The 12,670-nt window shown below is 64.1% G+C and carries 9 protein-coding genes; 6 read left to right on the top strand and 3 right to left on the bottom strand.

The window, feature by feature from the left end; genetic code table 11:
• Positions 1-117: 117 nt before the first annotated feature.
• The 3 genes from dnaB (at position 118) to G6N55_RS17040 (ending at position 4,659) form a co-directional block, all read left to right on the top strand.
• Positions 118-2,496 carry a replicative DNA helicase gene (gene dnaB, locus G6N55_RS17050; protein ID WP_085222195.1) on the top strand — a complete coding sequence of 793 codons (2,379 nt, stop codon included), beginning with the start codon at positions 118-120 and terminating at the stop codon, positions 2,494-2,496.
• A 647-nt stretch (positions 2,497-3,143) separates the two neighbouring features.
• Entirely contained in the window at positions 3,144-3,626 is a 483-nt protein-coding gene (locus tag G6N55_RS17045; RefSeq protein ID WP_085222196.1) for a DUF4262 domain-containing protein, read from the top strand.
• A gap of 169 nt (positions 3,627-3,795) precedes the next feature.
• Positions 3,796-4,659, top strand: coding sequence for an acyl-CoA thioesterase (locus G6N55_RS17040; RefSeq protein WP_085222197.1), 864 nt, complete (start codon positions 3,796-3,798; stop codon positions 4,657-4,659).
• A 13-nt stretch (positions 4,660-4,672) separates the two neighbouring features.
• Here the strand turns inward: G6N55_RS17040 and G6N55_RS17035 are convergent, their stop codons facing one another.
• From G6N55_RS17035 to G6N55_RS17025, 3 genes are read right to left on the bottom strand one after another with little or no spacing between them, the layout of a single operon-like run.
• On the bottom strand, positions 4,673-5,959 hold the full coding sequence (locus G6N55_RS17035; protein ID WP_085222198.1) for a ComEC/Rec2 family competence protein: 1,287 nt from the start codon (positions 5,957-5,959) through the stop codon (positions 4,673-4,675).
• Positions 5,960-5,970: 11 nt separating this feature from the next.
• Positions 5,971-7,899: a S8 family peptidase gene (locus G6N55_RS17030; RefSeq protein ID WP_085222199.1), complete on the bottom strand. Its 1,929-nt coding sequence runs from the start codon at positions 7,897-7,899 to the stop codon at positions 5,971-5,973.
• Positions 7,896-9,059: a patatin-like phospholipase family protein gene (locus G6N55_RS17025; RefSeq protein WP_085222200.1), complete on the bottom strand. Its 1,164-nt coding sequence runs from the start codon at positions 9,057-9,059 to the stop codon at positions 7,896-7,898. Before G6N55_RS17025 ends, G6N55_RS17030 begins: the two co-directional genes overlap by 4 nt.
• A 297-nt stretch (positions 9,060-9,356) precedes the next feature.
• On the opposite strand from G6N55_RS17025, the gene G6N55_RS17020 reads away from it, so the two are divergent.
• The 3 genes from G6N55_RS17020 to G6N55_RS17010 all read left to right on the top strand — a co-directional run bounded on the left by G6N55_RS17020 (position 9,357) and on the right by G6N55_RS17010 (position 12,655).
• Positions 9,357-10,436 carry a calcium/proton exchanger gene (locus tag G6N55_RS17020; RefSeq protein ID WP_085222201.1) on the top strand — a complete coding sequence of 360 codons (1,080 nt, stop codon included), beginning with the start codon at positions 9,357-9,359 and terminating at the stop codon, positions 10,434-10,436.
• 62 nt (positions 10,437-10,498) lie between these two features.
• Positions 10,499-11,500, top strand: a complete 1,002-nt coding sequence (locus G6N55_RS17015) for a glycoside hydrolase family 6 protein (protein ID WP_085222202.1) — start codon at positions 10,499-10,501, stop codon at positions 11,498-11,500.
• Between the two features lie 300 nt (positions 11,501-11,800).
• The gene (locus tag G6N55_RS17010) at positions 11,801-12,655 is read left to right on the top strand and encodes a transglutaminase-like domain-containing protein (RefSeq protein ID WP_085222203.1); all 855 of its coding nucleotides are present in this window, start codon (positions 11,801-11,803) and stop codon (positions 12,653-12,655) included.
• The last annotated feature ends 15 nt before the right edge of the window (positions 12,656-12,670 follow it).

The following is a 12,670-nucleotide window of genomic DNA, read 5'->3' as shown; positions in this document are numbered from 1 at the left end:
GGCGCAAGGCTTCACGGGTGCCTGGGTCCGGAGTGGGAGTGCCTTGATCGACGTCGCTGAGTGTCGGCTCTCGAATGTATGTTCGTATCATGTTTTCGTAAGGGAGGTGTTGAGTCTGTGGCTGTCATAGATGACCGGGCGCCTGGCATGGACTCGCCGCCGCCCAGCGAGGAGTTCAGTCGTCAACCGCCGCAGGATCTGGCCGCGGAGCAGTCGGTGCTGGGCGGGATGCTGCTGAGCAAGGACGCCATCGCCGACGTGCTGGAGCGGGTCCGCCCCGGCGACTTCTATCGCCCGGCACACCAGAACGTCTACGACGCGATCCTGGATCTCTACGGGCGCGGGGAGCCCGCTGACGCCGTGACGGTCGCCGCCGAACTCGACCGCCGCAACCTGCTGCGCCGGGTCGGCGGCGCGCCCTATCTGCACACCCTGATTTCGACGGTGCCGACCGCAGCCAACGCGGGCTACTACGCGGACATCGTGGCCGAGAAGGCGCTGCTGCGCCGGCTTGTGGAGGCTGGAACGCGGGTCGTGCAGTACGGCTACGCCGGCGCCGAGGGTGCCGATGTTGCCGAGGTGGTCGACCGGGCCCAAGCGGAGATCTACGAGGTTGCCGAACGGCGAACCTCGGAGGATTTCGTTCCGCTCGAAGATCTGCTGCAGCCGACGATGGACGAGATCGACGCCATCGCCTCCAACGGCGGGGTGGCGCGTGGCGTGCCGACCGGTTTCACCGAACTCGACGAGGTGACCAACGGTCTGCACGCCGGGCAAATGATCATCGTGGCGGCCAGGCCTGGAGTGGGGAAGGCGCTGGCGTTGGACACGCCGCTGCCGACGCCGACCGGCTGGACGACGATGCGTGACATCGCAGTCGGCGATGAGTTGCTGGGCGCGGACGGGAAGCCCACGCGGGTGGTGGCCGCCACCGAAGTGATGCTGGGGCGGCCCTGCTACGAGGTCGAGTTCTCCGACGGGACAGTCATCGTCGCCGACGCGGAGCACCAGTGGCTGACCGATACACGCGCGTCCCGGAGATCGGCGCAAGCCGCGGCGACCGGCTACCACCGTTACACGAATCAACGGACCTTTGCGGCCGTGCGCACGACGGCCGAGATCGCCGAAACGTTGCGTTGCGACACGAAAGACCGGCGGCCGAACCACAGCGTGGTCAATGCGTGTGCGCTGGACCTGCCGGACCGCGAGTTCTTAGTGCAGCCATACACTTTGGGCGCCTGGCTGGGGGATGACAGCGCCGCAGCGCAGATCACCACAGCCGATCCGGAACTCATCATGCGAATCGAAGCAGACGGGTACGTCGCAGAGACATTGCAGGCGCATCTGCGTGCCCTGGGAGTGCTTGGTAACAAGCACATTCCGACGGATTACTTGCGGGGGTCCGAGACGCAGCGCCGCGAACTGCTCGCCGGCCTGCTCGACACCGACGGAACAGTGACCGTGGGCGGGGCCGTCCAATTCTGCGTCACCAACCATCGGCTGGCCTGCGATGTGGCCGAGCTAATCGTCAGCCTGGGCTATCGCTACCAAACCTCGACCAAGCGTGTTCGGGGGCGCAGCGAGTCGTCCAGCATCGCCTACACGCTGACGTTCCGCACCGACGACATGGTGTTCGCATTGCAGCGAAAAGCCATAGCGCACAAGGAGCGCCGGGCTGGTGCTAACACCCAGCACTCGGGATCACGCTTTGTTGTGGACGTCCGCCCGATCGAGACCGTTCCGGTGCGGTGTGTCGAAGTGGATAACGACAGCCACATGTATTTGGCGAGCAACGCCATGATCCCCACGCATAACTCCACGCTGGGATTGGATTTCTTGCGCTCGTGCTCCATCAAGCACCGCATGGCCAGCGTGATCTTCTCGCTGGAGATGAGCAAGTCCGAGATCGTGATGCGGCTGCTGTCGGCGGAAGCGAAAATCAAACTCGCCGATATGCGTTCGGGCCGGATGAACGACGACGATTGGACGCGGCTGGCGCGGCGGATGAGCGAAATCAGCGAGGCGCCACTGTATATCGACGACTCGCCGAACCTGACCATGATGGAGATCCGCGCCAAGGCGCGCCGGCTGAAGCAGAAGGCAGATCTGCGTCTGGTCGTGGTCGACTATCTGCAGCTGATGTCGTCGGGCAAGAAGGTCGAGTCGCGGCAGCTCGAGGTTTCCGAATTCTCAAGGCATCTCAAACTTTTGGCCAAGGAGCTCGAGGTACCCGTCGTCGCGATCAGCCAGCTGAACCGTGGTCCCGAGCAGCGCACCGACAAGAAGCCGATGCTGTCCGACCTTCGTGAGTCGGGATCGCTGGAGCAGGACGCGGACATGGTCATCCTACTGAACCGGCCGGATGCTTTCGAGCGTGACGACCCGCGCGGGGGCGAGGCGGATTTCATTCTGGCCAAGCACCGCAACGGCCCGACCAAGACGGTCACCGTCGCCCACCAGCTGCACCTGTCGCGATTCGCCAACATGGCGCGGTAGGAGCTCGAGCTCAGGAAATTCGTTCCAGTCTTGGGTGGCGGATTTCCAAACTCCATGACGTGGAAATGGCGGGTGCAGGCTCGGCGTCGTCGGTCGTCCGGTGCGGTCGCGTCGAAGGGGTTATTGATTCGCAGTTTCAGCCGGATGACCCTCATTTAACATACCACCGTCGTGTCAGGTCCCTGACGCTCACTTAAGGGGCCGGCCGAGGCCAAATATCCTGTGGGGCAAGGTATTTTGAAGAGCCAAAATAAGGTCAGCCGCGGTGTTTCAGGAAGGCGAGTTCGCGAACCGTTAAATTCCGGCATAACTGTACGGTTCTAAGATCCGCCACAAAGATGAGAAAAAGCGGTCCGCCATTTTGATGAGAATTCTGCAAAACTGCAGGTAGGAGAAACGGCGTCCGCCATGTTGGTTGAGAACCTACAAGCGCTGCGGCGGCGACTGGTCGAGATGCAGTGAATCTGACGACGGTGGAGAGATTGCACCAGCAGCGTTTTGCGCTGATCATGACCGCGACGGCACCTAGGTGCGAGGACCGAGACTATGTCGGGGAGTGGTCAAGACGACCGTGGCCAGGTCGGGTGGAGGTTCTTGTCGGAGGGTGCATGCATGCTGGTGCGCAACCACTACGAGAGGGAGCTGCGATGTGCTGGCAATGCGACAATCCAAGCGCCACAACCGAGGACTACCTGGACGTACTGCGTGCAACCATCCGCGACCACGGTTGGGCGGTTCAGTACGTCGAGAGCGATAACAGGCCGTTCGCCTACACGGTCGGGTTACACAGTAGGGGGCTACCCGAACTGCTGATGACGGGTCTGCCCGCCGACACGAGCTGTCGCGTCCTCAATTCCATTGCTCACATGATCGTCGACGACGGTACGGTGCTCGCACCGGCAATGCATATCGATTACCAAGACAGATTTCTTGTCGAAGTGGTCGAGGTCGAGCATCCGGATGTCCACTTGAAGTCCGCGGTCGGGCTCTTCGGCCCACGTGTCCGTGCCCTGCAATTGGTGTGGGCTGACGACAAGGGCCGTTGGCCTTGGGATGCGAGGTGGGGCCATGGCCGTCGTCGGCAGCCGGTGCTCGGCGTCCGTGCGGACCCCCCAGGCGCGGCCGCCTAAAGGTGCGCGGACGGCCGATCACGGCATGGCAGCTCCCGGCGGATCAATTCACGTCGAAGATGCCGGAAGGATCGTTTCGTGATGGCATGACTCGCGTGCTGGCTCAAATCGCTCTTCTGGTGGACGCCCCGGGCCGCTACCTCGGCGAAACGGATGACAAGATTCCCGGGTGAGTTACCCCTGGCCGATCCTGGCCGATGTCATCGACACGCTCAACGTTGCTCGCGTCGACGAGCACCACTTCGTCGCCACGCAATTGGACAACCCGAGCCACCACATCGTGGGGGGCCATATTGCCGCCCAGTCCTTGATGGCGGCGAGCCTCACCGCGCCGGGCCGCACGGCGCACAGCGTGCACGTCTACTACGTGCGAGCCGGCGATGCCCGCAAGCCCGTCGACCTCCACGTCGACGTGGCCCGTGACGGTGGCACGTTGTCCACCCGCAAGATCACGGCCCGCCAGGACGGGCAGATCCTGCTCGAAGCGCTCGCGTCGTTCAACGTGCCATTCGATTCGCTCGACTACCAACAGCCGATGCCCGACATCGCCGGTCCCGATTCGCTGGCGCCGATGCACGAGCAGCTGGCCGCGTACGCGGACGAACTGGACGGTCACTGGGTCGCACCCCGGCCTTTCGAGCTGCGCTACGTCGACCCCCCGCCACGGCTTGCCATCGACCTGCGCGAGCCGTCGCCACGGCTGCGAATGTGGTGGCGGGCCAACGGATCTGTTCCGGATGACGAGGTGCTGCACAGCTGCCTGCTGACCTATCTCTCCGGAACCACGATGGTCGAGCCGGCACTCGTCATGCGGCGGGCCACCCCCGTCAGCACGTTCAACGCCCTCATCGACCACGCACTGTGGTTTCACCGGCCGGTCGACCTGACGGACTGGGTCCTCTCGGATCAGATGTCGACCAGCGGTGTCGCAGGCCGGGGGCTGACGACGTCGACGATGTACAACCGCAAGGGCCAAATGGTCTGCGTCGCAACCCAAGAGCTCTACTTCGGCCGATCTTCCGCCCCGGCGTAGACGCGTTCGACCGTTACGGCGTGGCCAGCAGATCGATGCGGTGCCTGGGTAGATCGCCCTGCAGTGGCACGACCCGCGCCGCCATGTCGGGGTGCTTCTTGAAGAACGCGACCAGACCCTGTTTGGGGGCCGACCAATTGGGCCCGGGATCGCGGCCCTGGCTCCTGGCCCGTTTCTGCTTGATCTCCCAGTCCCTCTTGCGCAGCGCGTCGATGTCTTTGATCTCGTAGGTCAAATAGATCTGGTAGTCCTCGTCGGGCCGGACGGCGTTGCGTGCCTGGCGCAGCAGGTCCAGCGTTTCCCGCTCGGGATTGCCGTGCTCACCGTTTCCGGAGAACACGTAGTGATCGGCGGTGACGCGCTCGAAAAAGTCTCGCGTGACATTGTTGTCGCTGCCGTGGTGCTGTCCCTTCAGCACATCGACGTGCATTCTGTCGCCCAGACCGACGAGCCGCATCCCCGCGAGGATCTTGTCGCCACGGGCGTCGCCGGTGAACAGGATCGTCTTTCCACCCAGTTCGGCGAGCACCACAATGCTGGACAGATTGGGCACCGACTCGTCGACGTAGGCCGCCAGCGCGGCGGACGGTGGCTTCGGGCGCTTCTTTTGTTCCTCCAACCACTTTCGGTGCGCCTCTTGTAACGCCTTGACTTCTGGGAGCATCGGCCCGATAACGCTCAACTTCAGGCCGCCTTCCATCTCGATCGCCGTGCCGCCGTCCTCGGCGACGATCAGCCCGCCCTCGCCGTCGTTGACCTGGATCTGCAGCACCTCGGCGTTGCCGGCCAGGTCGATGCCCTGCTCGATGCCGGCGAGCACCATCAGCGCGTCGTTGAATGTGGTGGCGTCGACCTTCGCGTCGTCCGGCACCAGGTCGATGGGGATGTCCCCGGTCAGCGACGCCGTTCCATAGCCGTTGGTGGTGGCCTTTTTCAGCTCGGCGGCATCATTGCCGATGATTTTGTCAAAAGTGTTGTGGAACAACCGCTGTGGCCTTACGAACCTGTTGGCGGGCAGCGCCCTGAGCTCCTCGGTCAGTCGCACCAGTCCGTTGGCGTGGTCGTCGTCCACGTGGCTGAGCATGACCCAGTCCAATACCATCGGTTCGTCGTCGGACACGCCCTTCTCGGCGCGCAGCTGCTTTAGCCGCGGCCCGAGGTGGTTTGCGTAGACGCCGCTGGGGCCTCCGTCGATCAGCGCCAGCTTCTGCCTCTTGCTCGCCTTCGGCCCGAACCGAAGCAGTAGGCAGTCGCCCTTCTTGGCGGGCAGAACTTCAAGACTGAAAACGTTGTTGACCATGTGAATTCACCTCATTGACTCTGTAGTGCACGAAGGACATCGAGTAGGCCGTGGCCCTGAAAGTTGCGCTCTCGTCCGAGATCGGTCGCTGTCTCGCAGAGAATCTTCTTGATCTTGTCGGGATGTCCGACCAGTTCTGGATAGCGGGCCATCAGCAGTGCCGCAGCGCCGCTCACGTGAGGTGCGGCCATGCTGGTGCCGTCCAGATAGCCCCAATCGTCGTCCAGCACCGAGGAGTAGATGCGCTCGCCAGGGGCGACGAGATCGGGCTTGAGACGGCCGTCGCCGGTGGGACCGCGGCTCGAGAAGTAGCTCACGCCGTAGGTGAAAGGCTTGTAGTGGTGCGTGGATCCCACCGTGATCACGCGGTCCGCATTGCCCGGGTCGGTGATGCTGAACGCCAGATAGTTATTGAATGGCCGGTCGTTGACCACAATGTTCTGGTAGCCGAAGTTTCCGGCCGCCGCAACGACGACCACCCCGCTGTCGACGAGTCGTTCGGCCTCCATGCAGACCGGCGTTGCTCCGCAGGCGTAATTGCGCACGTCGTGCTCGATCGACAGGCTCATGTTCACCCCCTGGATCTGCATGTCGCCCGCCAATTCGTTTGTGCGCCGGACGAATTGCAGCGCGGCGATCACCGCCAACTCGGTGTCCTCTTTGTCGGATCCGATGATGCGCAAGTCGTACAGACCGATACCCGGGCACATGCCGGTGACCAGCTTTTGGCCCGTTTCGTCGACCGAGGCGGCGATGATGCCGGCGACATGAGTGCCGTGCTCGCTGGACGGCCGTGGTGGTGGTGTGTCGCCGCCGCCGAGTTCCAGGAACTCCTTGATCAAGTCATACCGTATCGGCTCACGTCTGCAGGCGGCCTTGGCGATCTGCTTGAGCTTTCGGTCTGCGCCGGACGGAAGCGTGTTGCCCCGAGCCGCCTCGATCGTCGCGAGATTGCGCTTGCGAACGACGTCGTCGACATTGCTGAGGTTGACGACCTCGCGGTAGTAGGTGAAGTCATACGTCTTGCGGATCGGGTGCTGACCAAACGCGCCGTGCTGCGTGTAGATCCCGGAATCGATTACCGCCCAGGTGATCCCGCTGCCGTCGAGTTCGAACAGCCGCCGGGCCGCGTCGGCTTTCACGGTCGGCACCGACTTCATGATCGCCGTGGATGCCGGCCGGTTCCGGGAGATCTGCCAGACCTTCGCCTCCTTTGCCGGGGACATATCCGTGGAGATCAGATCGACCACCAGCTCGCGCAACTCGTCCCTGCTGGTGTCGACCAGCAGGCCTCGGTTCTTCCGCTGAATTTTGGTCAAATTGGCTTGCGCCATCGGCTTGCGGTCCGTCTCCTCCGGGGGCCGCTGCACCATCAAGACCAGGGTGCATAACGCGACGAAGCGCTCGAATGCTGTGCGCCGGTGACGGATCCCGGCCGTGGGATCCTTGACCAATTCGTCGACGAACGAGGGCCCCTTGTTCCATGCGTCGACCAGGACCCGCACATCATCGAGCGTCTGAGTCATCCGGTCGGATCCGTTTTCGGCCGCAGATTTCCCGGAGTTCAGCCACGCGTCGAATTCGTTGCGCGTCCTCGGATCGAGCCACCACTGTGTCATCGGGATCAACACCCGTATCACTTCGTCGAAGTACAGGCGGGCGGCCACATAGTTCTGCACCGGAGCGACCCTCGGGTCGTCGTCGTGCGCGATACCGCTGCGGATCTTTTGCAGTTCACTGAAGATTTCCGCAGCCAGGTCGTTGGCCGTGGTGCCCTTGTGCGACGTGATGAGCAGATCGACCGGTTTACTCAGGTCTTGCACGTACGCGGTCCACACATCGCCCAGGATCGGTGAGCCCTGCAGGTGCCGCCGACCGGGGCCGGTGCCAACCAGGATGTAATCGACCAACTTTCGGGAGATTGTCGTTTCCTCCGTCATGTCAACGCCTCGTTCGGGTAGGGCAGCTCGGTCTTGGTGGGATCGGTGAGTTCACCGGACAGGTGCGTCCGTAAGCCGGCGTCGCAGATGGTGTAGCCCCAGTTGATCAGGCGCTCTTGATCGGGGTCGGACAGCGGCGCAAGCCTCGTTTTCAGCTCGGCGAGTTCGCGCGTGCGATCGGGGTTGGCCGGCAGTATTGCCCCGCCGTATTTTGCGACTTGGCTGCGGATGCCGATGTACATGCCCTGCCGCAGACCGGATTTGAAGGAGCCGATCGCTTGGCGCTTGCGCAGCGCGCGGACTTGGTTCTGGATGAGGTCGAGCACTCGAGTGCTTTGCCGGAGCGGGTCGGTGGCGGGATCCGCGTCGTCGGTGACTTGGCCGCCGGCGTCGCTGACAATGATCGACCGGTACCTCTTCCACGCGGTTTCCAGGCCGAGGTTGTCGTATACGCCGCCGTCGGTCACCTGGATCTCGTCGCGGAAGCCGGAGTGGGTAAGCGTGTTGCCCCGCTCGTCGATCCAGCTCTGGCCCTTGAGGTGCAGCGTGCAGGGCGATAGCACGGGCGGAAAGGCCGACGACGCGGCAACCGCGACCGCCAGCGGCAGGTCGGGATTGATGATTCGGCCCACCCGATAGTCGGCGAGGTAGGGCTTGCTGAACCGCAGCAGCACGCCGGACTCCAGGTTGGTGGAGTTGAAGACGAACCGCGGCGTGTCCGGCAGATCCTGCAGGCTGGTGTCCTCGAAGAGGTGCTTGCGATAGGCCGCGGCGACACGATCGGCGGCCGAATCGCCGAAAGGCAGTATTCCCCCGATAACCGCCTTCACGTCGAGAGCGGTTTGGCTCATCCGCCGTACGGGTTTGACGAGCAGGTCTTCCAAGTTGGCGGCGACCTGCCCCGCGTCCCACGCCAGCCGCTTCCAATTCTTGGCCAGGACGCCGGCGGTGATCGAACCGCCTGAGACGCTGGAGATGCGATCGAGTTTCGCCAGTAGGCCGACCTCGTTGAGTCGCCAGAGCACTCCGACGTGGAAGACCATCGCCCGGTAGCCGCCGCCCGACAGGCAAAGCGCCAGGCCCTTCTCTGGCTGTCGGATTCCGTCGTCCGGCGTTTTCCGCACCGGGGTGATCAATTCGTCCGACGTGGGACTGGTCATTCCCGCTCCCAATTGTCCACGGCCAACAAGGCATTGGGGAGCGCACCATCGCGAAACACGCGATTCTCGGTGGCTCCGCCGTCCAGAGCTGAGGGCGTTGTTCGTACCGGTATTGACGACGCTATTTCCGAGGACCGCGCTTGCGCACGAGTAGTCGACTACTCGTCTTGGGTTGTCGCGGCTTCGGCGCCGCGACTAATCAGCGGGGGAGCACGCAGTCCCCATTGTTGTCGGATCCGACTGATGGTCAATGTTGCGGCACGACGCGCGGTGCCACGACCCATTAAGGTTGGGCCCATGTCGGCCGCCGCCACGCCCGTACTGATCCGGTCCGACCGAATCTTGCTGCTCCTCTCGGTGGCGTTGACGGTTTGCGCCGGATTCGCCCACTTCGGCGGCTGGAACTCGGTGCTCACGTTCCTTATCGCCGCCGCAGCGGTCGGCATTCTCGCGGCGGTCGTCGGCCACAGCGTGGATCAGCTGGGCGACCGCTTCGGAGCCGGCGCCACCGGCGTGCTCCAGTCAGCGCTCGGCAACCTCCCCGAGCTGTTCATCTGCATCTTCAGCCTTCGGCACGGCCTGGTCGACGTCGTCCGCGCCGCCCTGGTCGGGTCCATCTTGGCCAACCTCCTGTTGGTGCTGGGACTTGCGTTCGTGGCCGGCGGACTGCGTCACGGCACTCAGCAACTTGGCTCAAACCGCGCACGCACCGTGACGGTGCTGATGCTGTTGTCGGTCACGGCGATGTCGATCCCGTCGGTGGCCTACTGGATCCACACCCCGGCGTCGCACCACGAGGATGCGTTGTCGATCGTCGTTTCGGTGCTGCTGCTCGGCCTGTTCGCTCTGTCCCTGCCGGCCTCGCTGCGCCGCGAGGACGACGAGGCGCAGTCCGCGGATTTCCACGAGCACCCGCGCTGGCCGGTCTGGCTCGCGGTCGGCTTGCTGGCCGCCGCCGGCATCCTCGCCGCCTTCGTGTCGGAGTGGTTTGTCGACGCGCTGCAACCGGCCATGCACGCGCTCAACATCTCCGAGGTGTTCGCCGGGCTGGTCGTGGTGGCGATCGCCGGCAACGCGGTGGAGAACTTCGTCGGCATCCAGCTCGCCGCGAGGGGGCAGTCCGCGTACGGATTCTCGGTCGTCCTCAATTCGCCGCTTCAGATCTCGCTGGTGCTGGGGCCGCTGCTGGTGCTCATCTCGCAGGTGACCGGCATGGCCGGGCTGACGCTGGTGTTCAGCCCGATGTTGGTGGTGGTGCTGCTGCTCGCAGTCGTGCTCACCGCGTTCATCTCATTCGACGGTGAGTCGACGTGGCTCGAAGGCGCCACCCTCGTCGTCCTCTACGGGATCATCGCCGCGGCGTTCTGGTGGGGCTGAGCCCGTCGAATCACGGGGCAGTTGCGCGCATCATGCCGTGACGCACTAATTTCCCTGGTGTGATGTCGTCAGCTGTTCGGGCTCTTGCTCGGTTGATTGGTCCCCTCCTGACCGTTGCGGTCGTTGCCTGCGCGGGTATTGCGGCCGACCGGCTGCAGGCTGGTCCTGGCCCGGCGGTACGCCTGGCCAGCGACGGGAACCCGCTGGCCGGAGCGCCGTTCTACGTCAATCCCGGCTCGGCGGCCATGCGTGCCGCCCAAAGCGCCGATCCGCCGAGTCCCCAATTGACCGCCATCGCCAACACCCCGCAGGCGTACTGGATCGTCCCGGGCGGTTCGGCGGGCACGGTCGGAAAGTACGTCGGCGACGCGAATGCCGCCGGTGCCATCCCGGTGCTGTCGATCTATGGAATCCCGCACCGCGACTGTGGCAGCTTCGCTGCCGGCGGTCTCGGGTCGGGCGCCGACTACCGAGGCTGGATCGACGGCATCGCCGCCGGCATAGGTGCCTCGCGCGTGGCCATCGTCGTCGAACCCGACGCGCTCGCGATGGCCGATTGTCTGTCGGGTGATTCGCGGCAGGAACGATTCGACCTGATCCGCTACGCCGTCGACACGCTGACCCGGGATCCGAACGCGGCCGTCTATGTCGATGCGGGGCACCTGCGCTGGCACAGTGCCGAGGACATGGCCGGCCGACTCAACCAGGCCGGCGTCGGCCACGCCCGGGGTTTCAGCGTCAACACCGCGAACTTCTTCACCACCGAGGACGAAATCGGTTACGGCGAGGCGATTTCGGGGCTCACGAACGGTGCGCACTACGTGATCGACACGTCACGCAACGGTGCCGGACCGGCGCCCGACGCCGAACTCAACTGGTGCAACCCCAGCGGCCGGGCGCTGGGCGCTGCGCCCACCGCGTCGACCGCGGGCGCGCACGCCGATGCCTACTTGTGGATCAAGCGTCCCGGCGAATCCGACGGATCGTGCGGCAAGGGTGATCCACCGGCGGGCACCTTCGTCAATCAGTACGCGATCGATCTGGCCAGCAAGGCCGGTATGTAGACGTGCTAGGGCGAATCGCAACGGCATAGCCAAAGTCGTTGTTGTGGTTGAATATTCAGTCATAGAGATGCCAACGGCAGCGGTACGGTCGCAGCGCGAACGTGGTTGACGGCCGTACGTGGCTGCCGAAGTGCAGCTGCCTTAATCGTCTGTCCGCCAGACTGGGTGTCTGACCACCTCATCGACCGAACTTGGCGTCGGCGCGCGGCCAAATTGGTTGTGCGGTAGAAAGTGCTTAAACGGAAGCCCTGCCAAGCAGCGCGCGGGATTCGACTGGCCTAGACGAAAGGGCTTGATCGCATGCCTGCATGGAGACGCCGCGGCGCGACGCAAGACGGCAACACGACCGGCCCGAGCCGCAGCGTGGGCGCGGAAATCGAACTCGAGGTCACCGAACCGACGGTGCTGGACTTCCAGATCGCGGTCAGCCGTCAGCCGGGTATCGATGTGAGCGAATCGCTCACGATCACACACAACGGCGAGGTTGTTGAACCGCGCGAAATCATCGGTGCGCATCTGTCGCGTATCCACGTCGTGGAGGCCGACAAGGGAATAGTCACCTTGTCGTATTCGGCGACGGTCGCCGGCCAGGCGGACCCCGAGCCGATCAGCGATATCGACGCCATCAAGTATCTGCGTCCCAGTAGATACGCCGAAGCCGACAAGTTCTTCGGATTCGCCGCTACCGAATTCCAGCAGTACGCCACGTCGGTGACGTTGCTCGAGAAAGTCTCTTCGTGGGTCGGTACCCGACTGAGCTATGTCCCCGGGTCCAGCGATCCGATCGACGGGGCGGCCGATACCTTGCTTGCGGGTGCGGGCGTGTGCCGCGACTATGCCCATCTGGTGATCGCGCTGCTGCGCGCCGTCTATGTCCCGGCCCGATTGGTGGCCGTGTACGCGCCCGGATGCCACCCGATGGATTTTCATGCCGTGGCCGAGGCGCTGATCGACGGTGTGTGGCGAGTCGTCGATGCCACCTGCCTGGCCCCCCGGCAGTCCATGGTCCGCATCGCGACCGGACGCGACGCCGCCGACACCGCGTTCCTGGACAACCATGGCGGCGCCATCACCCTGCAGAACATGACCGTCACGGCGATTGTCGACGGCGAGCTGCCCAAGGACTCCGTCGAACAACTGGTCAGCCTGGCGTAGAGGCGGCGAGCGGTC

Origin of the sequence: Mycobacterium florentinum (assembly GCF_010730355.1) — a bacterium.
Taxonomy (GTDB): domain Bacteria; phylum Actinomycetota; class Actinomycetes; order Mycobacteriales; family Mycobacteriaceae; genus Mycobacterium; species Mycobacterium florentinum.
The sequence above is the reverse complement of the archived record's forward strand: the minus strand, read 5'-3'. Positions and strand labels throughout refer to the sequence as shown.

Excerpts from the sequence above, each read along its gene's own strand:
- G6N55_RS17030 (WP_085222199.1), bottom strand. The coding sequence starts at position 7,899 with ATGACGGAGGAAACGACAATCTCCCGAAAGTTGGTCGATTACATCCTG.
- G6N55_RS17035 (WP_085222198.1), bottom strand. The coding sequence starts at position 5,959 with ATGGTCAACAACGTTTTCAGTCTTGAAGTTCTGCCCGCCAAGAAGGGC.
- G6N55_RS17020 (WP_085222201.1), top strand. The coding sequence starts at position 9,357 with ATGTCGGCCGCCGCCACGCCCGTACTGATCCGGTCCGACCGAATCTTG.
- G6N55_RS17045 (WP_085222196.1), top strand. The coding sequence starts at position 3,144 with ATGTGCTGGCAATGCGACAATCCAAGCGCCACAACCGAGGACTACCTG.
- G6N55_RS17025 (WP_085222200.1), bottom strand. The coding sequence starts at position 9,059 with ATGACCAGTCCCACGTCGGACGAATTGATCACCCCGGTGCGGAAAACG.
- G6N55_RS17010 (WP_085222203.1), top strand. The coding sequence starts at position 11,801 with ATGCCTGCATGGAGACGCCGCGGCGCGACGCAAGACGGCAACACGACC.
- G6N55_RS17015 (WP_085222202.1), top strand. The coding sequence starts at position 10,499 with ATGTCGTCAGCTGTTCGGGCTCTTGCTCGGTTGATTGGTCCCCTCCTG.